The following is a 19586-nucleotide window of genomic DNA, read 5'->3' on the forward strand; positions in this document are numbered from 1 at the left end:
TTTCGCGGTCCGTCTAGCATAGGACGCCGGGACTCGCAACACGCGTAATAGCGGAAAGCGCCGTTTGGGCAAGGGGGAATGCGTTTAAATTTTCCGATTCCGCCCAGGATGCGCCGCAGGTGCGGCACAAAAGCCAAAAAGCCCGTATCAGACCAGTCCGAACACGTAGCTCAACGACAGTGCAGACAACAGAAGGTGTACAACCAGAAGTATGAAATTCCGCACTGTTGCGCCTCCATCCGAGAGAATGGAGAGAATGCCGCCGAACACGCTGAGACCGAAAGCCGCACCGAAGGCGAGATAGACCATGGGCTGCGCCAGAAGCAGGGCGGAAGCACCGAGGCCGAGATAAAAACCGGCAAGCGACGAGCGCACAAGCGCGTAACCATCCCGGCGCTCGCCGATCGCCTGCAGACCGAAGGCACGCAGAGTAACGCCTGGTGCAAACATGAAAAAGAGGCCGATCACGACCGACACCACCGCAGCGCCGAAGGCCAGCTGCTCGCCGAATTCGGCGGGAAAATAAAACTCCATCTCGTTCCCCAAATCATTTTTGCCTGCTGCGTTATGACACGGTCATGACAGCGGGAAAACGTCCCCATTGATAAAGTTCAAAGGAAACTTTGCGGATCGATATCGAGCTGCACATGCACGCTGCCCCGTTCCTTCGGGCCATTGGCCAGAAGCGTTCGAAGGAAGGATTGCATGTCGGAATTGCGCCGCCCATGCACCAGCAGGCGAAAACGGTGCCGGCCACGGATAAGCGCCAGCGGCGCTTCCGCCGGGCCGAGCAGCATGATGCCCGTAACCTGCGGTGCTGCCGCCCTTAAACCCCGCGCATGGGTTTCGGCCTCCGCACGCGTATCGGCGGAAACGATGATTGAGGCAAGCCGTCCGAAAGGCGGAAGAACGGCTTTTTCCCGCTCCACGATCTCCCTTTCGTAAAAGGCAGATGCATCACCGGACACGATTGCCTGCATGACAGGGTGTTGCGGCTGGTAGGTTTGCAACAGGCCGTGGCTTTTCAGCCCGGTTCGCCCGGCGCGACCGGTCACCTGCGAGAGCAGCTGGAACGTTCGCTCCGCTGCGCGCGGATCGCCATTGGCAAGCCCGAGATCGGCGTCGACAATACCGACAAGCGTCATAAGGGGGAAGTTGTGCCCCTTGGCAACCAGCTGCGTGCCGATGACGATGTCCGCCTCTCCCTTGACGATCGCCTCCAACTCCAGACGCAGCCGCTTGACGCCCATCAGGTCAGAGGAGAGCACGATGGTGCGGGCCTCGGGAAAGTGTTTCTCCACCTCCTCGGCGATCCGCTCTACCCCCGGCCCGCAGGCCACCAGATGATCGAAGGTGCCGCATTCCGGGCAATGGTCCGGCGTCGGCTCGTTGTGACCGCACTGGTGGCATTGCAGTTGATTGCGGAACCGGTGCTCCACCAGCCAGCTCGAACATTGCGGGCACTGGAAACGGTGACCGCAGACCCGGCAGAGCGTCAGCGGCGCGTAACCGCGACGATTGAGAAAGAGCAGGGACTGCTCGCCCTTTTCGATGGTTTTGCCGATGCCGCGCAGGAGAACCGGCGAAAGAAACCCTCCCCTTTCCGGCGGATGGCGACGCATATCGATCAGATGCAGATCGGGCATCGCCGCATCGCCGAAGCGCGTATGCAGATGGATGGTGTTATAGCGGCCAGAACTGCCGTTGACCTGGCTTTCCACTGACGGCGTGGCGGAGACCAGCACCACCGGGAAATCCCCGATCCGGGCTCTGACGACCGCCATGTCGCGGGCGTTGTAAAAGACGCGGTCTTCCTGCTTGTAGGCCGGGTCATGCTCCTCATCGACGATGATGAGGCCGAGATTGTCGAAGGGAAGGAACAGCGCCGAGCGCGCGCCGGCCACCACCTTCACCTCACCCGTCACCGCCTGTCGCCAGACCTTTTCGCGCATGCGCGGCGACAGGTCAGAATGCCATTCAGCTGGCTTGGCGCCGAAGCGGTCGTGAAAGCGATCCAGGAAGGCCGCCGTCAGCGCGATTTCCGGCAACAGGATGAGGACCTGCTTGCCTTGTCGCAGCGTTTCCGCCACCGCCTCGAAATAGACCTCGGTTTTGCCGGAGCCGGTCACACCATCAATCAGTGAAACATGGAAACCACCCTTGCGCACATCCTCGAGAATTTCCGATGCCGCCTGTTTCTGCGGGCCTTCCAGTCGCGGCTCGGCATAGTCAGGATCAGGCTCGGCCACAACAGGCGGCGCGGGCAGAAAAACCGTCTCGAATACGCCCTGCTTGACCAGACCATCGACAACGCTGGTAGAAACGCCGGCGGCATGGGCAAGGCCGCTCTTCGTCCAGCCATGGCCCTGGGCCGCCAGTTCCATCACTCTCTCGCGGGCGGGAGTAAGCCGCTCCGGCCTGCCTTCGGTCAGCCGCAGCCCCTCGATCATAGGCTCGGGATCGAAGGCGGCGGGCGCGCGTAGGGCCATGCGCGCCACAAGGCCGGGCGGAGAAAGCGTGTAGGCAGCAACCCAGTCGATGAAGCGCCGCATTTCCGCTTTCAGCGGCGGGCACTCGAAACTCTTGGTGATGGGCCGCAGCTTTTTCGGATCGACGCTCTTCTCTCCTGCATCGTCCCACACCACGCCGAAGACCTGCCGTGGTCCAAGCGGCACCTGAACGATGGAGCCGGTCTCCACCACCATATCGTCAGGCACGGCATAACTGTAGGGTCCAGGCGCCGGCATCGGCACGAGAACGGGCACCGTGCGCGTGAGCGACGGCGGGTCGAACAGAGCCCCAAACAGATCGGACGAATCTTTTGCCATGATGTGGCGAACATGCCCCGGCGGAATGAAAAAGGAAACCGCCCGGATGTAATGGCTGACCCCGGTAAAGTCCACGCCAGATGCAAAGCCCAGGCGCAAGCCTTAACCAAATACTGACCATAAGGGCATAGCGTTGGGAGAGGAATGGAGCGCCCCGTGACCGAAATTCTGACTTTTGCCACACCCGATCTCTTGAACGAGCGCCAATCCTGGCTTGCCGCGATTGCCGGTGAACGCCGCCTTGCGGACAATACCGTCGAGGCCTACGAGCGCGACACTCGCCAGTTTTTGACATTCCTCACCGGTTACATCGGCAAGTCAGCTTCAATCGCCGATATCGCCGATCTGCGCCCGGTCGATCTTCGCGCCTTTCTGGCCAGTCGTCGCAGGGAAGGCGCCGGCGCACGCTCGCTGGGGCGGCATCTGGCGGGCCTGCGTTCCTTTCTCCACTATCTGCAAAAGAAACGTCTGGTGAATGCGGCCGGGGCCACCGCCATGCGCTCGCCGAAACAGCCGAAATCTCTGCCGAAACCGCTGACGGACCGGCAGGCGCTGAAAATAACCACCACCGAGGCACAATTGAATGAAGAGCCGTGGATTGCCGCCCGTAACGCTGCGGTTCTCTCGCTTCTTTATGGCTGCGGTCTTCGCATCTCCGAGGCGCTCGGGCTGGCTCCGGCCGATTTCACGCCCGACGCCCGCAGCCTTCGCATCACCGGCAAAGGCAACAAGACCCGGATGGTGCCTTTGCTGGCGGTGGTAACGGAAGCGGTTGAGGCCTACAAAAAGCTCTGCCCCTATCATCTGGCTGCCGACCAGCCGCTATTCCTAGGCGCGCGCGGCGGCAAGCTGCAACCTGCCATCATCCAGCGCGAGATGCAGAAGTTGCGTGGCGCTTTCGGCCTGCCGGAAAACGCCACACCGCATGCGCTGCGCCACTCCTTCGCCACCCATCTACTGGCCGGCGGCGGCGACCTGCGCACCATTCAGGAACTGCTCGGCCATGCCAGCCTCTCCACCACGCAGATCTATACCGGCGTCGATACCGCAAGATTGCTGGAAATCTACGATAATGCCCACCCGCGCGCATGAAGCAGGAAATGCTTAACCATAGTCATTAATCAGACGTCCAAGCCGCCGTTCTATAAGTGGACTAGAACCGGATAGTACCTATGCAAAGCCTGATAAAGCCACAAAATCTCACCGCCACCCTGATGGGCAAGACCGGCGACACCCTGCTCTGGTTGCTCGCCGCGCTGCACGTCACTGCTGTCGCAATCCTCTTCGCGACGTTGCTATCGTTGGGTGAGGCGCAAGCCGCCGAACAGGAGATAAGCTGCACGGGCAGCGATATTCTCGTGGAGATGCGCAAGAGCGACCCGCAGGGCTTCGCGAAGATCGAACAGGAAGCGGCAGCTATCCCGAACGGCAAGGGCAACTTCTGGCGCATCGAAAAAGCTGGGACGGCACCGTCCTTTCTTCTCGGCACCATGCATGTCACCGATCCACGTGTTCTTGGCATGCCAGCCGCCGCAACACCCGCGTTTGAAAAAGCCGCGACGGTCATCGTGGAATCGGACGAAATCGTCGATGACAAGAAAATTGCGGCATCGCTGCTGACAAGACCCGACCTCACCATGTTTCTGGACGGCAAGTCGATCACCGACATCCTGTCACCCGAAAATGTCGCACGCCTTGAAAAGGGTCTTAAGGAGCGCGGCATTCCGCTGAGTGCCGTTTCGCGCATGAAGCCATGGATGCTGTCGAGTTTCGTCGCCCTTCCCGCCTGCGAATTTGCCCGCAAGGCCACTGGCCTGTCTTTCCTGGATAAGAAGCTCGCTGAAGATGCGGTCGCGGACGGAAAGCATCTTGTCGGGCTGGAGACCATGGTGGAGCAGCTTGCGGCCATGTCTGAGCTGCCAATGGAATTTCATCTGCAGGCGCTGATCGAAACGCTCGAATTGGGCGACCGCATGGATGACATCATGACGACAATGACCGATCTTTATGTCAGCGGTGATATCGGCATGACCATGCCCATGCTGAAGAGCATCGATCCCAAGAAAGCGTCTGAAAATGACCAGGGCTACGCCGCCTTCGAGCAACGCATCATCACCGATCGCAACCACGTCATGGCGGAGCGATCGGCCCCTGAGCTTGCCAAAGGCAATGTCTTCATGGCCGTCGGCGCTTTGCACCTGCCGGGCGAAGAAGGCGTAATTGAACTCCTGCGTGCGCAGGGCTTTACCCTCACACGGGTCGACTGATCCACTCGTCTCCGGTCTTGACGGGGCGGACATTGGCGCAAAACGGCCGCATCGTCGCCGGCACGATGCGACGATGAAACGGCCCGACGACGAAAAGATAGAGACGCCCGAACAGGTTATTGCGCCGGACGATAGTCGTGACCTTCACGATCTGCCGACCAGGCTCCTGTTCCACATCGACGACGATACGGAAATCGAGATGGTTGTCGTCGAAGCCGAGCACGGTCCGGTCCGCAGTAGACGACAGCACTGGAAATCCGCCCGCCGAAGTACCCGCCGCCAGCTCGACCGTTCTGAGACCAAAAAGCGATACGAGACGGTTTCGAAGCGCCATAAGGCCGCTGATCCATGCCGGAGGATGATCGAGGAGTAGTCTGCTCACATCGAGTGAACTCGATACGGCCGTCACCATCTCTCCTTCAAAGCAATCCCGCCAGTCCGCGCCCGGCAATATGTCTTCGCTATCCCGCATCCCATAACCTCATTGCCGCCTTGTGTGGCGAGGCTCATCATCACTATTTCCGATCATCCAGGAACGTGACAAACCGCCGCTAATGGCAATTCGAGCGGGTTTAGCTTCAGAAAATACGAAGAGACAGAGAGATAGAGCGTTCTCGCTTTTGGAAAAGCGGGAGTGCTTTAGCCGTGCGTCATACGCTTCAGAACATTGGTGCGCCAGTAGAACTGGTGAACCAGAACTGCGGCGACGTGGCCGGCGATCAACACCCACATCAGCCCCTTGAACGGCCCGGAATGCAATTCTCCTGCTACTCGCGCGCCGAAATAATAGGCCGCAATGCCCGACAATGGCAGGGCAAAAAACAGCGCGTAAAAGGTGAAATGCGCGACCTTCGCGGCGATTTGAGAAGCGCGCGGTTCATTGGCGGGATGCGGCGGCACCCCCTGGAAAAACCGCAGACAGAGGCGCAGAACCGCAAGGGACAGGACGGCAAAGCCGACATACGCGTGAATATTGGCCGAGGAGATCTGGTCCGGCGTCAGCGTTTCACCCCGCCGCATCAACCGATACGCATGGGCCATGCCGTCCGGAAACAACAGGTTGAAGAAGATCAGAAGCGCCATCGTCCAGTGAAGGATACGCTGCGGAACGGAGAAGGAAACTTGAGTGGAGGACGCCATTTTATTGCCTTTTATCAAAAGGTTAGACAGGCTATGGCGCAAATATGCTGAACCCCGGCCTGCATTGCAAGCCGGGGTTCGCTTTATGGCTGAAATTTAATATTGGCTACAATCACATATGGATCGGCTTGAAGAAAGTTGCCAGCGCCGCTTCCTTCACCGCTTCCGACATGGTCGGATGCGCATGGCAGGTACGGCCGAGATCTTCCGAGGAACCACCGAATTCCATAAGCACGGTGATCTCGTGGATCATTTCGCCAGCGCCGAAACCAACGATATGGCCGCCGAGAACCCGGTCGGTTTCCTTGTCAGCGAGGATCTTCACGAACCCATCAGTCACCTGCATGGCGCGGGCGCGACCATTGGCGGTGAAGGGGAACTTGCCGACCTTGTAGGCGACACCAGCGGCCTTCAGTTCTTCTTCCGTCTTGCCGACGGAAGCGACTTCCGGCTGCGTATAGACCACGGCCGGAATGACATCGTAGTTCACATGGCCGCGCTGGCCGGCGAGAATTTCCGCAAGAGCGACGCCCTCGTCTTCCGCCTTATGTGCCAACATCGGGCCCTTCACCACGTCGCCGATGGCGTAGATGCCATCCACATTGGTCTTGAAGTGGCCGTCGATTTCGACACGGCCGCGGCTGTCGAGCACGACACCGGCTTCCGCAAGACCGAGACCCTCGGTATAGGGCTTGCGACCGGTGGAGATCAGCACAACGTTGGCTTCCAGCGTTTCAGCCGCGCCACCCTTGACCGGCTCGAACACCACCTTTGCGCCGGTTCCCGTCTTTTCAACGCCCGTCACCTTGGCACCGAGCTTGAAATCGAGACCCTGCTTGGCGAGCAGACGCTGAGCCTGCTTGGAGACTTCGCTATCCATGCCGCCGAGAATGGTGTCGAGATATTCGACGACGGTGACCTTCGCGCCAAGACGCGACCAGACCGAACCAAGCTCGAGGCCGATGACACCGCCGCCCACCACGATGAGCTTTTCCGGAACCTTGGAAAGCGCAATCGCGCCGGTGGAGGAAACGATGACGCTTTCATCGATATCCACCTGGACGCCGGGAATACCAGCAACATCAGAACCGGTGGCGATGACGATGTTCTTGGCTTCGATTTCCTGGCTCTCGCCCTTGTCGTTGGTGACGGAGACCTTGCCGGCGGATACAACCTTGCCCGTGCCCTGGAAAGCATCGATCTTGTTCTTCTTGAACAGGAAGGCAACGCCGTCGACATTGGCTTTCACCACGCTGTCCTTGTGCCCCATCATCTTCTCGAGGTTCAGCTTCGGAGCGGCGACTTCGATACCAAGCGTATCAACGCCATGGGCCACATGCGCGAAGGTTTCGGAAGCGTGCAGCAATGCCTTGGAAGGAATGCAGCCGACATTGAGGCAGGTGCCGCCATAGGTCGCGCGCTTTTCGATCACTGCGACCTTCAAGCCAAGCTGTGCCGCCTTGACCGCGCAAACATAACCGCCGGGACCCGTACCGATTACCACTACATCATATGCCATGTTTCTGTTCCTGATTGATTGCGGGCAGGATTTTGAACCGCCCTGCTTCCGTTTGACCTGAAACTCAGGCCGCTTTTTCCGTTGCGAGTTTTATACCGAGAGCGATGAAGACCACGCCACTGGTGCGGTCGATCCATTGGCTGGCGCGCTGAAAAGCTGCGCGCATGCGAGGCGTCGTCATGAACAGGCTGACGCCGACGAACCACAGGATAAGGCAGCTTGCCATGACGAGCCCATATCCGAACTTGATGCCAACAGGCGTATGCGCGTGAACCACCGTCGAAAAGATCGACAGGAAGAAAAACACCGGTTTGGGGTTAAGCGCGTTGGCGGCAAAACCGAGCGTGAAGGCCTTCAATGCAGTCTGGCCGCTTCTGGCCCGAACGCCATCTTCGCCTTCCGCAGCCGGCAATTCGGTCTTGCCTGCGCGCAGCGCCTTGATGCCGATATAGATCAGGTAGGCGACACCCAACCACTTGACGATGTTGAAGAGATAGATCGACTGGGAAATGATGAGACCAAGTCCAAGGATCGTATAGGTGACGTGGAACATCAGGGATGTGCCAACACCGAAGCTGGTGATGATGGCCTGCTTGCGCCCATGCACCATGGCCTGACGCATGACCATCGCCAGATCGGCGCCGGGAGAAACGATCGCGAAAAAGAAAATCGCCATCAGGGATGCAAGTTCGATCAGATACTGATGCATGGGAAAATCAACCTCTAAAACATCAACACGAAAAGCATCAGCCCAAGACCGAGCATCGAACCGAGCCAGACCAGCGAGCGGATATAGGGCACACCAGCGAGATAAAGTGGAATATAGACCACCCGGCAGATCAGCCAGAGCAAAGCGCCAGTGAAGGCCAGCCCGGACGGATCGCCGGCCATGATGACACCGAAGGCGAGCGCAATGAAAGCGGGATAGGTCTCGCGAAAATTCGCCGAGGCACGCGCGGCGCGTCCGGCAACCCTGCCCTGCGGCTTCTTTTCAGCATCCCGCGGACCGGCATTCCAGTCCAGCCCGAATTCACGCGTTGCCGTCATTCCCTGCAGCGCAATGTGGGCGGCCAGCAGCAGAACGCTGAGCCCGATCAGCGGCAAAAAGGGTGACGCGGCAAGAAATGTCGGCTGCACTTTCGCTCTCCTGATGGCATTTCAGCGGGATCGACTTGAAACCCCGCTGAAACGAAAAGCAAGACCGATCAGAGATCGAGAACCAGACGTTCCGGATCTTCGAGGCTTTCCTTGACGCGAACGAGGAAGGTCACGGCTTCCTTGCCGTCAACGATACGGTGATCGTAGGAGAGCGCAAGATACATCATCGGACGGATGACGACCTGACCACCGATGGCGACCGGACGCTCCTGGATCTTGTGCATGCCGAGGATGCCGGACTGGGGCGCGTTGAGGATCGGCGAGGACATCAGCGAACCGTAGACGCCGCCATTGGTGATGGTGAAGGTGCCGCCCTGCATGTCGGCCATGCCGAGCGAACCATCGCGCGCTGCCTTGGCGAGACGGCCGAGTTCCTTTTCGACACCAGCGATGGAGAGCTGGTCGGCATCGCGAATGACCGGAACGACGAGACCCTTGTCGGTGCCGACAGCCATGCCGACGTGACAATAGTTCTTGTAGATGATGTCCGTGCCGTCGATTTCAGCGTTGACGGCGGGCAGTTCCTTCAGCGCGTGGGTCACGGCCTTGGTGAAGAAGCCCATAAAGCCGAGTTTGACGCCGTGCTTCTTCTCGAAAACGTCCTTGTAGCGGTTGCGCAGATCCATGACGGCGCTCATGTCCACCTCGTTATAGGTGGTCAGCATGGCGGCCGTGTTCTGTGCATCCTTAAGGCGACGTGCGATCGTCTGGCGCAGACGGGTCATCTTGACGCGCTCTTCGCGAACCTGATCCTGCTCGGCCGAAACCGGACGGGGAGCAGCAGCAGCGACCGGAGCGGCGGCAGGTGCCGAAACACCCTTGGCAACAGCGGCGAGAACGTCGCCCTTCAGAACCTGGCCACGCTTGCCCGAACCGTCGACCTGATCGGCGGAAAGGTTGTTTTCAGCAAGCAGCTTGCCGGCGGCCGGTGCCGGCGGCATGACGCTTCCAGCCGGAGCGGCGGCAACGGCTGCGGCGGGTGCCGGTGCAGCAGCAGGCGCAGCAGGCTTTGCCGCGGGTGCAGAAGTTGCAGCGCCGGCAGCACCTTCGGCGATCTGGCCGAGAAGGGCGTCGAGACCGACCGTTTCGCCGTTCTGCACGACGATTTCGGTCAGCACGCCGGAGGCGGGCGCCGGAACTTCGACGGTAACCTTGTCGGTTTCGAGTTCAACGAGAGGTTCGTCGGCCTTGACGGTATCGCCGACCTTCTTGAACCAGGTGCCGACGGTCGCTTCGCTGACGGATTCGCCGAGGGTTGGTACGCGGATTTCAGTGGCCATGATCTAGTTCCGTTATTCGGGTGTCTTTTTTGCGGGGCGATGCGGGAGAGTTATCACTCTCCCAGCGCGTCTTCCAGGAACGCAGCAAGCTGCGCCAGATGCTTGGACATCAGGCCGGTCGCCGGAGAGGCGGCAGCCGGACGGCCCGTGTAACGGACCTTCTGGTACTTGGCGTCGATATGCGCCAGAACCCATTCAAGGTAGGGATCGATGAACGACCACGCACCCATGTTCTTCGGCTCTTCCTGGCACCAGACCATTTCCGCGTTACGGAAACGGGAAAGCTCGTTGATGAGCGCTTTGGCCGGGAACGGATAGAGCTGTTCGACACGCAGCAGGTAGATGTCGTCGATACCGCGCTTTTCACGCTCCTCGAGCAGATCGTAATAGACCTTGCCCGTGCACATGACGACGCGGCGGATCTTCGAATCCTTCTGCAGCTTGATCGGACCATCCTTGATGACCTCCGCATCGTCCCACAGGAGACGGTGGAAGGAGGACTCGCCTGCAAGCTCCGCAAGCGACGAGGTGGCGCGCTTGTGACGCAGCAGGGACTTCGGCGTCATCAGGATGAGCGGCTTGCGGAAGTCACGCTTCATCTGGCGGCGCAGGATATGGAAGTAGTTAGCCGGCGTCGTAACGTTGGCAACCTGCATGTTGTCCTCGGCGCACATCTGCAACCAGCGTTCCAGACGGGCGGACGAATGTTCCGGACCCTGACCTTCATAACCATGCGGCAGGAGGCAGACGAGACCGGACATGCGCAGCCACTTGCGTTCACCCGAAGAGATGAACTGGTCGAACACAACCTGGGCGCCGTTGGCGAAGTCGCCGAACTGGGCTTCCCAGAGCGTCAGTGCATTCGGGCGGGCAAGCGAATAGCCATATTCGAAACCAAGAACCGCTTCTTCCGAAAGCATCGAGTTGATGACTTCGTAGCGGGCCTGCGTCGGCGAAAGATTGGCAAGCGGGATGTAACGCTCTTCAGTCTCCTGATCATAGAGAACCGAGTGGCGCTGCGAGAAGGTGCCGCGTTCGCAGTCCTGACCGGACAGGCGGATCTTGTGGCCGTCTACGACCAGCGAACCGAAGGCCAGAGCCTCAGCCATCGCCCAGTCCAGCCCCTCACCGGTCTCGACCATCTGAGCACGGTTTTCCATGAAGCGCTGGATCGTGCGGTGTGCGCTGAAGCCTTCCGGAATGGTCGACAGCTTCTTGCCGATTTCCTTCAGCTGCTTCATCGGCACGCCGGTCTTGCCACGACGCTGCTCATCGGCATTGTCGGCGGCGCGCAGACCGGACCACTGACCATCCAGCCAGTCGGCCTTGTTCGGCTTGTAGGACTGGCCTGCCTCGAACTCCTGCTCGAGATGGGCGCGCCAATCGGCCTTGATCTTCTCGAAATCGCCTTCGGTGATCAGGCCTTCTGCAATCAGGCGGTCAGCATAGATGCGGGCGACAGTCTTGTGGCCACGGATGACCTTGTACATCTTCGGCTGCGTGAACGCAGGCTCGTCGCCTTCGTTATGGCCGAAGCGACGGTAACAGAACATGTCGATGACGACAGGCTTGTGGAACTTCATGCGGTATTCGGTTGCAACCTTTGCCGCATAAACCACCGCTTCCGGATCATCGCCGTTAACGTGGAAGATCGGCGCCTCGATCATCTTGGCAACGTCGGACGGATAGGGCGACGAGCGCGAGAAGGCCGGGTTCGTCGTGAAGCCGATCTGGTTGTTGATGATGAAGTGCATGGTACCGGCAACGCGGTGACCGCGCAGGCCGGAGAGGCCAAGAATTTCGGCTACCACGCCCTGACCCGCAAAAGCGGCATCGCCGTGCAACAGGAGCGGCAGCACCTTGGCGCGTTCCGACAGCGGAATGATGTCACCGTCCCATGTCTTGGCAAGCTGGTCCTGCTTGGCGCGGGCCTTGCCCATGACGACAGGGTTGACGATTTCAAGGTGCGACGGGTTGGCCGTCAGCGAGAGGTGAACCTTGTTGCCGTCGAATTCGCGGTCTGAGGAGGCACCGAGATGGTACTTCACGTCACCGGAACCTTCGACGTCATCAGGCTTGAACGAACCGCCCTTGAACTCGTGGAACACGGCGCGGTGCGGCTTGCCCATCACGTTGGTCAGAACGTTCAGGCGGCCGCGGTGAGCCATGCCGAGCACGACTTCTTCCAGACCGTCCTGGCCGCCGCGCTTGATGATCTGCTCAAGTGCCGGGATCAGCGATTCACCACCATCGAGGCCGAAACGCTTCGTACCCTTGAAACGCACGTCGAGGAACTGCTCGTAGCCTTCGGCTTCGACGAGCTTGGACAGAATCGCCTTCTTGCCTTCCGGCGTGAAGTCCACACCCTTGTCCGGACCTTCGATGCGTCCCTGGATCCAGCCCTTTTCTTCCGGGTTGGACATATGCATGAATTCGACGCCGAGCGTCGAGCAATAGGTGCGCTCGAGAATGTCGACCATTTCGCGCACGGTCGCGTATTCGAGACCGAGGACGTTATCGATGAAAATCTTGCGGTCGTAGTCGCTTTCCTCGAATCCATAGGACTTCGGCGAAAGCTCGTTATAGTCCTCAACGGCGCTGGCGATGCCGAGCGGGTCGAGCTTGGCGTGCAGATGGCCACGCATGCGGTAGGCGCGGATCATCATGATTGCGCGGACGCTGTCACGGGTCGCCTGAAGCACTTCGGCCGGGCTGACGGCCTTGCCGGTATCGGCGCTCTTGGCCTCGGCTTTCGCCTGAACCTTCTTCTCGATGGCCTTCTCGACCGTAGCCCAGTTGCCATCAAGCGCGGATACCAGGTCGCCGTTTGCCGGGATCGGCCAGTTGGCGCGCTTCCAGGAGGCGCCCTTGGCTGCCTTCTTCACGTCTTCCGGATTATCGGACAACGCCTTGAAGAAGCTCTGCCACTCCGGCGACACGGAAGAGGGATCCTCTTCGTACCGGGCATAGAGCTGCTCGATATAGGCTGCATTCGCGCCGTCCAGAAACGACGTGATCTGAAACTGCTCGTTCGCTTCTTGCCTTGCCATTGTGTTCTTGCGGACTTGTCCGTCCGCCTCCTCGATGCCGTTAGGGCCGTTTATCGGCCTGCCGCTTGATTATTGCTGTCTGCCGCCGGAGCGGTATGCCGTCTGTCTGTCGTTCTTTGCGGCTTCGGGCAGCGTGGCGTTAGAGCCGCACCGCCCGTTACCGGTCTCATGTGGTCTCAGCCCTTGAGGACTTCAACCAGCGTCTTGCCGAGGCGCGCCGGGGAAGGCGATACCTTGATGCCTGCAGCTTCCATTGCCGCGATCTTCGATTCCGCATCGCCCTTGCCGCCGGAAACGACAGCGCCGGCGTGGCCCATGGTGCGGCCCTTCGGAGCCGTACGGCCCGCGATAAAGCCAGCCATCGGCTTCTTGCGGCCCTTCTTGGCTTCGTCGATCAGGAACTGTGCCGCATCTTCTTCAGCCGAACCGCCGATTTCGCCGATCATGATGATCGACTGCGTGGCTTCGTCGGCCAGGAACATTTCCAGCACGTCGATGAACTCGGTGCCCTTGACCGGGTCGCCGCCGATGCCGACAGCCGTCGTCTGGCCGAGGCCTTCGTTGGATGTCTGGAATACGGCTTCATAGGTCAGCGTGCCGGAGCGCGAAACGATACCGACCGAACCCTTGCGGAAGATCGAGCCCGGCATGATGCCGATCTTGCATTCTTCAGGCGTCATGATGCCCGGGCAGTTGGGGCCGAGCAGGCGCGAGTTCGAACGGTCGAGGCGAGCCTTGACGCGCACCATGTCCATCACCGGAATACCTTCGGTGATGCAGGTGATGAAGGGGATCTCAGCCTCGATGGCTTCGATGATGGCGTCGGCTGCACCTGCCGGCGGAACATAGATCACGGATGCGTCTGCACCGGTCTTTTCCTTGGCTTCGGCAACCGTTGCGAAGATCGGCAGGCTTTCGCCCTTGGAGCCGGTCCAGGTTTCGCCACCCTTCTTCGGGTGAATACCACCGACCATCTGCGTGCCGTAATAAGCAAGCGCCTGTTCGGTGTGGAAGGTACCGGTCTTGCCGGTCAGACCCTGAACGAGGATCTTGGTGTCTTTATTAACAAGAATAGACATTATTTCCGGTCCCTCAATTAGCCGTTGATCGCCGCGACGATCTTCTTGGCTGCGTCGTCCAGGTCGTCAGCAGCCGTAATCGCAAGGCCCGATTCGTTCAGGAGCTTCTTGCCAAGTTCGACGTTGGTGCCTTCGAGGCGAACAACGAGCGGAACCTGCAAACCGACTTCCTTCACCGCGGCGATAACACCTTCGGCGATGACGTCGCACTTCATGATACCGCCGAAGATGTTGACGAGGATACCCTCGACCTTCGGGTCAGCAGTGATGATCTTGAAAGCTGCAGCAACCTTCTCCTTGCCGGCGCCGCCGCCGACGTCACAGAAGTTTGCCGGCTCCTTGCCGTAAAGCTTGATGATGTCCATCGTCGCCATAGCGAGACCGGCACCATTGACCATGCAGCCGATGTTGCCATCGAGCGCAACGTAAGCGAGGTCCCACTTGGAGGCTTCGATTTCCTTGGCGTCTTCTTCGGTCTCGTCGCGCAGCGCCTTGACGTCGTCATGGCGGAACAGCGCGTTGCCGTCGAAGGACATCTTGGCGTCGAGAACGCGCAGATGACCGTTTTCCATGACGATCAACGGGTTAACCTCGAGGAGAGCCATGTCCTTCTCGTTGAAGGCCTTGTAGAGGATCGGGAACAGCGCCTTGGCGTCTTCCGCAGCAACACCCTCAAGCTCGAGCGCCTTGGAGATCGCAGCAACGTCAGCGTCGCTCACACCCTTTTCCGGGTCGATGGCGATGGTGTGGATCTTCTCGGGCGTGTCGTGGGCAACAGCTTCGATATCCATGCCGCCTTCGGTGGAAACCACGAAAGCAACGCGACCGACCGAGCGATCGACCAGCAGCGAGCAGTAAAGCTCGCGAGCGATATCCGCGCCGTCTTCGATGTAAAGGCGGTTGACCTGCTTGCCGGCATCGCCCGTCTGCGCCGTTACCAGCGTGTTGCCGAGCATATCCTTGGAGTGGGAAACGACTTCTTCGATCGTCTTTGCGAGACGAACGCCACCCTTGGCGTCGGGGCCGAGTTCCTTGAACTTGCCCTTGCCGCGGCCGCCGGCGTGAATCTGGCTCTTGACGACGTAGAGCGGGCCGGGAAGCTGCTTTGCGGCGGCTTCGGCTTCTTCGACCTTGAGGATGGCGACGCCTTCAGCGACCGGCGCACCATAGCCCTTCAGAAGAGCCTTGGCCTGATATTCGTGAATATTCATGGAATAATCCCTGTTTGGAGCCGCTTGAAGCGCCCTGCATCCTTATCTGACGCAGGGCGCTTCAAGCTGTTGAATCTACGCATCGTGCCTTGCAAAAATCCAATCCGGTTTTGCGCCGATGCGTCAGGCTATTACTTCAGCGACGGAGCGATGTTGATGCAGGCTTCGCAAAGACCGGCAACAGCGCCGACGGACTTCTGGAAGGCGGCTTCTTCATCCTTGTTCAGCTCGATCTCGATGATGCGCTCGATACCACCGGCGCCGATGATGGTGGGCACGCCGACATACATATCGTCCACGCCGTACTGGCCCGACAGATGGGCAGCCGCAGGCAGAACGCGCTTCTTGTCCTTGAGGTAGGATTCAGCCATTTCGATCGCCGAAGCGGCGGGCGCGTAATAGGCCGAGCCGGTCTTCAGCAGGCCGACGATTTCCGCACCGCCGTCGCGGGTGCGCTGGATGATCTCTTCGAGACGCTCGGCGGTGAGCCAGCCCATCTTGACGAGATCGGTCAGCGGAATGCCGCCAACGGTGGAGTAACGCGCCAAAGGCACCATCGTATCGCCGTGGCCGCCGAGAACGAATGCCGTTACGTCCTGAACCGAAACGTTGAACTCTTCGGCGAGGAACAGGCGGAAGCGAGCGCTGTCGAGAACGCCGGCCATGCCGACGACCTTGTTCTTCGGAAGACCGGAGAACTTCTGCAGCGCCCAGACCATGGCGTCCAGCGGGTTGGTGATGCAGATGACGAAAGCGTTCGGGGCATATTTCTTGATGCCGGCGCCGACCTGCTCCATGACCTTGAGATTGATGCCGAGAAGATCGTCGCGGCTCATGCCGGGCTTGCGGGCGACGCCTGCGGTGACGATGCAGACATCAGCGCCTTCGATGGCAGCGTAGTCGGACGCGCCAGTGAGCTTGGCATTGAAACCTTCAACCGGTCCGGACTGGGCAATATCCAGACCTTTGCCCTGCGGGATGCCGTCGGCAATATCGAAGAGGACGATATCGCCCAGTTCCTTCAGGCTGGCGAGATGCGCCAGCGTGCCGCCGATCATGCCAGAACCAATAAGTGCAATCTTTTTGCGAGCCATCGAATGCTTCCTCTAGAGCTTCAATTCAATTTCACCACGCCACCGGCAGCCAAATTGTCGCACTTCGATTAGCCCCATTGACCAAAATTGGCAACAGATTCTTTTGGCATGAATATTTTCAATCGTTTAGATCATTATTTTCTTACGTAAACGTAAGAGAATGCGTCACGAAAGTGTCAAACTTTCTGCCGTTTTTCATGGTGGAGCACCAGATAATCTGCACTGCGCATCTCAAACAGGCGCGAGGCGGTGCGATCGAACTCGAAACCTTCGGTGCCCTTGCGCTTGCCGAGCAGGTCTTCGGGCATGGCCGCAGCGGAGGCGAAGAGGCGGACGCTGTGATCGTACAGCGCGTCTATGAGAATGATAAAACGCTTGGTTTCGTTCCGTTTGTCGGCATTGAGAAACGGGATGTGGTCAATGAAGACTGTATCGAAACGATTGGCTATCGCGAGAAAATCAGAAGCGCCGAGCGGCTTTTCGCAAAGGTCGGAGAAGGAAAAGCGGGCCACACGGCCGCTGGCGCGCGGCACCAGAATGGAGCGGCCCTTCATCGGTATTTCAGTCGGCGCGACAAGATGGCCGCCGGTCATGTGCCGCCATGCCATATCCATCGCCTGATCCGCCGCACCGTCGAGTGGCGTGACATAGACCGGCAGGCTTTCCAGCTTTTCCATGCGGTAATCGGTGGGGCTGTCCAGCGTCACCACTTCCACATGCTTCTTCAGCAAATCGACAAACGGCAGAAACAGGCCGCGATTAAGCCCGTCCTTGTAAAGATTGTCGGGCACAACATTGGACGTTGTTACCAATGTGCAGCCATTGGCAAAAAGCTCGCTGAACAGCCGGGCGAGGATCATCGCATCGGCAATATCCGTGACGGTGAACTCATCGAAGCAAAGAAGCTCCGCTTCCGCCAGAAGCTGGGCTGCCACTGGCGGAATGGGATCGGCCTGCTTGGTTTCGCCATTCTTGAGCTTCTGCCGATGCGCGTGCACGCGATTATGGACATCAGCCATGAATTCGTGAAAATGGCAGCGCCGTTTGGAAGAGACGGGCGCCATCTCGTAGAACATGTCCATCAGCATCGTCTTGCCGCGGCCAACGCTGCCATGGACATACAGTCCCTTGACGAAGGCGGCCGGGCCAGCCTTGCGAGCGAACATCCAGCCGAGTGCGCTTTTTTTCCTGGCGGGTTTGCGCGCTTTCAAATCGGCAAGGATACGGTCGAGGTGGGCCGCAACGCCGCGTTGCGCGGCATCCGCCTGCAAGGTGCCAGCTGCCGTCAATGCGTTGAGCTGTTCAACGACACTATGGTTGTAGTCAGGCAATGGCTTCATGGAAAAGCGCCCCGGTCGCGGACGGACGCCCGCGACGAATGGAATGGCTTGAAACAGGCGAGGCGATCCGGCTGCACCGGAGATGCTCTATCGGCTGAGGCTCAGCGGCTGGCCGCTATTCGTCGTGCCGTCAAAACGCGCATCGGCGCTCTTGTAGACGCGGCCGATCGTATCGCCGGAACGGTTCTTGAAGAGGACCATCTTGCCGGACACTTCCCAGGACCCCATCGCCGTGAGTTCGCCGGAGCAGCCACGCGTGCCGCCACGAGAACCGCTGCCGAGATTGGTAAGCGTCAGGAACATGTCGCAATTGGCGCCGCCATTGGAAACGCGCCAGTTGCCAACCATGGATTCCTTGGTGACATCAAGCGCCGTTGTCGGCGGAGCGGCCGATGCCATATCAGTGCCGCCAGGCGTCGCAGAAGCGGGTGCCGACGGGAACTGACTGCCGGAAGCACCACCGGGTGGCGGCAGGGCGCCAGACTGAACGGAGGGAACCGGCTGTGCCTGCAACGGCGGCGTATAACCGGGATTGTTGCTGGTGTTGTTGTTGTAATCGTAGGAGGTACGTTGGCAACCGGCCAGGCTCATTACAACCGCAAGACCCGTCACCACATATCTGAATTGCATATCAAGCTCCCGATTCTCTCGCTTCCGGAAAGACCATGATCAAACAAGAAGGCTGAATTATTACCAAAGCCTTATCTTGCGCAAGCGATGGCTGGGATAATTACCATTTCGGTCGATTTTTACCGAAATTTCCCGCGCCCGGTTGTAAAAAAGGGCCGCGGTCCAAACCGCGGCCCGATAGATTTTCTGTCCAAACGAATCGTCTTCAGACGCGACGCTCGACCATCATCTTCTTGATTTCCGCGATCGCCTTGGCCGGGTTGAGACCCTTCGGGCAAGCCTGCGCGCAGTTCATGATGGTGTGGCAGCGATAAAGACGGAACGGATCTTCGAGATCATCAAGACGTTCTCCGGTCGCTTCGTCGCGGCTGTCGATCAGCCAGCGATAGGCCTGCAGCAGAACGGCGGGGCCGAGGTAACGGTCGCCGTTCCACCAGTAGCTGGGACAGGAAGTGGAGCAGCAGGCGCACAGAATGCACTCGTAGAGACCGTCTAGCTTCAGGCGGTCCTCATGGCTCTGCTTCCATTCCTTGGCAGGCGTCGGCGAAACCGTCTTCAGCCACGGCTCGATGGAGCGGTGCTGCGCGTAGAAGTTCGACAGGTCCGGAACGAGGTCCTTCACCACTGGCATATGCGGCAGCGGATAGACCTTCACCGTTCCCTTGATCTCTTCCATGCCCTTGGTGCAGGCGAGCGTGTTGGTGCCGTCGATGTTCATAGCGCAGGAACCGCAAATGCCTTCACGGCAGGAGCGGCGCAGCGTCAGCGTCGGGTCGATATTGTTCTTGATGTACAGCAGCGCATCGAGAACCATCGGCCCGCAATCGTCGATATCGATATAATAGGTATCGATGCGCGGGTTCTGGCCATCATCCGGGTTCCAGCGATAGATCCGGTATTCGCGAACGTTCTTGGCACCATCCGGCTTCGGCCAGACTTTGCCTTCGCTGATCTGGGAATTCTTGGGGAGAGCGAGTTCAACCATATCCA

The 19586-nt window shown here is 59.4% G+C and carries 17 protein-coding genes; 2 read left to right on the forward strand and 15 right to left on the reverse strand.

What is annotated here, in order from left to right; translation table 11 throughout:
- Positions 1-147: 147 nt before the first annotated feature.
- Both ACQZ63_RS20095 and ACQZ63_RS20100 read right to left on the reverse strand, forming a co-directional pair.
- Positions 148-534 carry an AGROH133_08824 family phage infection protein gene (locus ACQZ63_RS20095; RefSeq protein WP_019566060.1) on the reverse strand — a complete coding sequence of 129 codons (387 nt, stop codon included), beginning with the start codon at positions 532-534 and terminating at the stop codon, positions 148-150.
- Between the two features lie 77 nt (positions 535-611).
- Entirely contained in the window at positions 612-2828 is a 2217-nt protein-coding gene (locus tag ACQZ63_RS20100; RefSeq protein WP_113556190.1) for a primosomal protein N', read from the reverse strand.
- Between the two features lie 144 nt (positions 2829-2972).
- Between ACQZ63_RS20100 and ACQZ63_RS20105 the strand changes: the two genes are divergently transcribed.
- Positions 2973-3920 carry a tyrosine recombinase XerC gene (locus ACQZ63_RS20105; RefSeq protein WP_113556163.1) on the forward strand — a complete coding sequence of 316 codons (948 nt, stop codon included), beginning with the start codon at positions 2973-2975 and terminating at the stop codon, positions 3918-3920.
- An 80-nt stretch (positions 3921-4000) separates the two neighbouring features.
- Entirely contained in the window at positions 4001-5095 is a 1095-nt protein-coding gene (locus tag ACQZ63_RS20110) for a TraB/GumN family protein (protein WP_013636881.1), read from the forward strand.
- Here ACQZ63_RS20110 and ACQZ63_RS20115 read toward each other — a convergent pair.
- The 13 genes from ACQZ63_RS20115 to ACQZ63_RS20175 all read right to left on the reverse strand — a co-directional run bounded on the left by ACQZ63_RS20115 (position 5079) and on the right by ACQZ63_RS20175 (position 19581).
- Positions 5079-5567: a DUF2867 domain-containing protein gene (locus ACQZ63_RS20115; protein WP_113556162.1), complete on the reverse strand. Its 489-nt coding sequence runs from the start codon at positions 5565-5567 to the stop codon at positions 5079-5081. The two genes, ACQZ63_RS20110 and ACQZ63_RS20115, sit on opposite strands and share 17 nt — an antisense overlap.
- Before the next feature lie 167 nt (positions 5568-5734).
- On the reverse strand, positions 5735-6235 hold the full coding sequence (locus tag ACQZ63_RS20120) for a cytochrome b (protein WP_013636883.1): 501 nt from the start codon (positions 6233-6235) through the stop codon (positions 5735-5737).
- A 112-nt stretch (positions 6236-6347) separates the two neighbouring features.
- A complete protein-coding gene (gene lpdA / locus ACQZ63_RS20125; protein ID WP_019566054.1) occupies positions 6348-7754 on the reverse strand; it encodes a dihydrolipoyl dehydrogenase in 1407 nt (468 codons plus the stop codon).
- 64 nt (positions 7755-7818) lie between these two features.
- Positions 7819-8463 (reverse strand): LysE family translocator, encoded by a 645-nt coding sequence (locus tag ACQZ63_RS20130; RefSeq protein ID WP_003516732.1) that lies wholly within the window; start codon positions 8461-8463, stop codon positions 7819-7821.
- Positions 8464-8477: 14 nt separating this feature from the next.
- The gene (locus tag ACQZ63_RS20135) at positions 8478-8891 is read right to left on the reverse strand and encodes an MAPEG family protein (RefSeq protein WP_111790497.1); all 414 of its coding nucleotides are present in this window, start codon (positions 8889-8891) and stop codon (positions 8478-8480) included.
- A 68-nt stretch (positions 8892-8959) separates the two neighbouring features.
- Positions 8960-10192, reverse strand: coding sequence for a 2-oxoglutarate dehydrogenase complex dihydrolipoyllysine-residue succinyltransferase (odhB, locus tag ACQZ63_RS20140; protein ID WP_113157537.1), 1233 nt, complete (start codon positions 10190-10192; stop codon positions 8960-8962).
- A 53-nt stretch (positions 10193-10245) separates the two neighbouring features.
- Positions 10246-13242 (reverse strand): 2-oxoglutarate dehydrogenase E1 component, encoded by a 2997-nt coding sequence (locus ACQZ63_RS20145; protein WP_113556161.1) that lies wholly within the window; start codon positions 13240-13242, stop codon positions 10246-10248.
- 176 nt (positions 13243-13418) lie between these two features.
- Positions 13419-14321 carry a succinate--CoA ligase subunit alpha gene (sucD, locus tag ACQZ63_RS20150; RefSeq protein WP_003516727.1) on the reverse strand — a complete coding sequence of 301 codons (903 nt, stop codon included), beginning with the start codon at positions 14319-14321 and terminating at the stop codon, positions 13419-13421.
- A 17-nt stretch (positions 14322-14338) separates the two neighbouring features.
- Positions 14339-15532 (reverse strand): ADP-forming succinate--CoA ligase subunit beta, encoded by a 1194-nt coding sequence (gene sucC / locus ACQZ63_RS20155; RefSeq protein WP_003516725.1) that lies wholly within the window; start codon positions 15530-15532, stop codon positions 14339-14341.
- Positions 15533-15663: 131 nt separating this feature from the next.
- Positions 15664-16626: a malate dehydrogenase gene (gene mdh, locus ACQZ63_RS20160; protein WP_003516723.1), complete on the reverse strand. Its 963-nt coding sequence runs from the start codon at positions 16624-16626 to the stop codon at positions 15664-15666.
- 176 nt (positions 16627-16802) lie between these two features.
- Positions 16803-17966 carry a cell division protein ZapE gene (gene zapE / locus ACQZ63_RS20165; protein ID WP_013636887.1) on the reverse strand — a complete coding sequence of 388 codons (1164 nt, stop codon included), beginning with the start codon at positions 17964-17966 and terminating at the stop codon, positions 16803-16805.
- Positions 17967-18053: 87 nt separating this feature from the next.
- The gene (locus tag ACQZ63_RS20170; protein ID WP_003516719.1) at positions 18054-18596 is read right to left on the reverse strand and encodes a protease inhibitor Inh/omp19 family protein; all 543 of its coding nucleotides are present in this window, start codon (positions 18594-18596) and stop codon (positions 18054-18056) included.
- Positions 18597-18801: 205 nt separating this feature from the next.
- Positions 18802-19581 (reverse strand): succinate dehydrogenase iron-sulfur subunit, encoded by a 780-nt coding sequence (locus ACQZ63_RS20175; protein ID WP_003516718.1) that lies wholly within the window; start codon positions 19579-19581, stop codon positions 18802-18804.
- Between the last annotated feature and the right edge of the window lie 5 nt (positions 19582-19586).

Source organism: Agrobacterium sp. CG160-95, from assembly GCF_053521725.1.

Bases quoted from the DNA above. Each gene is read 5' to 3' on its own strand.
- ACQZ63_RS20095 (WP_019566060.1), bottom strand. From the start codon at position 534: ATGGAGTTTTATTTTCCCGCCGAATTCGGCGAGCAGCTGGCCTTCGGC.
- ACQZ63_RS20100 (WP_113556190.1), bottom strand. From the start codon at position 2,828: ATGGCAAAAGATTCGTCCGATCTGTTTGGGGCTCTGTTCGACCCGCCG.
- ACQZ63_RS20105 (WP_113556163.1), top strand. From the start codon at position 2,973: ATGGAGCGCCCCGTGACCGAAATTCTGACTTTTGCCACACCCGATCTC.
- ACQZ63_RS20110 (WP_013636881.1), top strand. From the start codon at position 4,001: ATGCAAAGCCTGATAAAGCCACAAAATCTCACCGCCACCCTGATGGGC.
- ACQZ63_RS20115 (WP_113556162.1), bottom strand. From the start codon at position 5,567: ATGCGGGATAGCGAAGACATATTGCCGGGCGCGGACTGGCGGGATTGC.
- ACQZ63_RS20120 (WP_013636883.1), bottom strand. From the start codon at position 6,235: ATGGCGTCCTCCACTCAAGTTTCCTTCTCCGTTCCGCAGCGTATCCTT.
- lpdA (WP_019566054.1), bottom strand. From the start codon at position 7,754: ATGGCATATGATGTAGTGGTAATCGGTACGGGTCCCGGCGGTTATGTT.
- ACQZ63_RS20130 (WP_003516732.1), bottom strand. From the start codon at position 8,463: ATGCATCAGTATCTGATCGAACTTGCATCCCTGATGGCGATTTTCTTT.
- odhB (WP_113157537.1), bottom strand. From the start codon at position 10,192: ATGGCCACTGAAATCCGCGTACCAACCCTCGGCGAATCCGTCAGCGAA.
- ACQZ63_RS20145 (WP_113556161.1), bottom strand. From the start codon at position 13,242: ATGGCAAGGCAAGAAGCGAACGAGCAGTTTCAGATCACGTCGTTTCTG.
- sucD (WP_003516727.1), bottom strand. From the start codon at position 14,321: ATGTCTATTCTTGTTAATAAAGACACCAAGATCCTCGTTCAGGGTCTG.
- sucC (WP_003516725.1), bottom strand. From the start codon at position 15,532: ATGAATATTCACGAATATCAGGCCAAGGCTCTTCTGAAGGGCTATGGT.
- mdh (WP_003516723.1), bottom strand. From the start codon at position 16,626: ATGGCTCGCAAAAAGATTGCACTTATTGGTTCTGGCATGATCGGCGGC.
- zapE (WP_013636887.1), bottom strand. From the start codon at position 17,966: ATGAAGCCATTGCCTGACTACAACCATAGTGTCGTTGAACAGCTCAAC.
- ACQZ63_RS20170 (WP_003516719.1), bottom strand. From the start codon at position 18,596: ATGCAATTCAGATATGTGGTGACGGGTCTTGCGGTTGTAATGAGCCTG.
- ACQZ63_RS20175 (WP_003516718.1), bottom strand. From the start codon at position 19,581: ATGGTTGAACTCGCTCTCCCCAAGAATTCCCAGATCAGCGAAGGCAAA.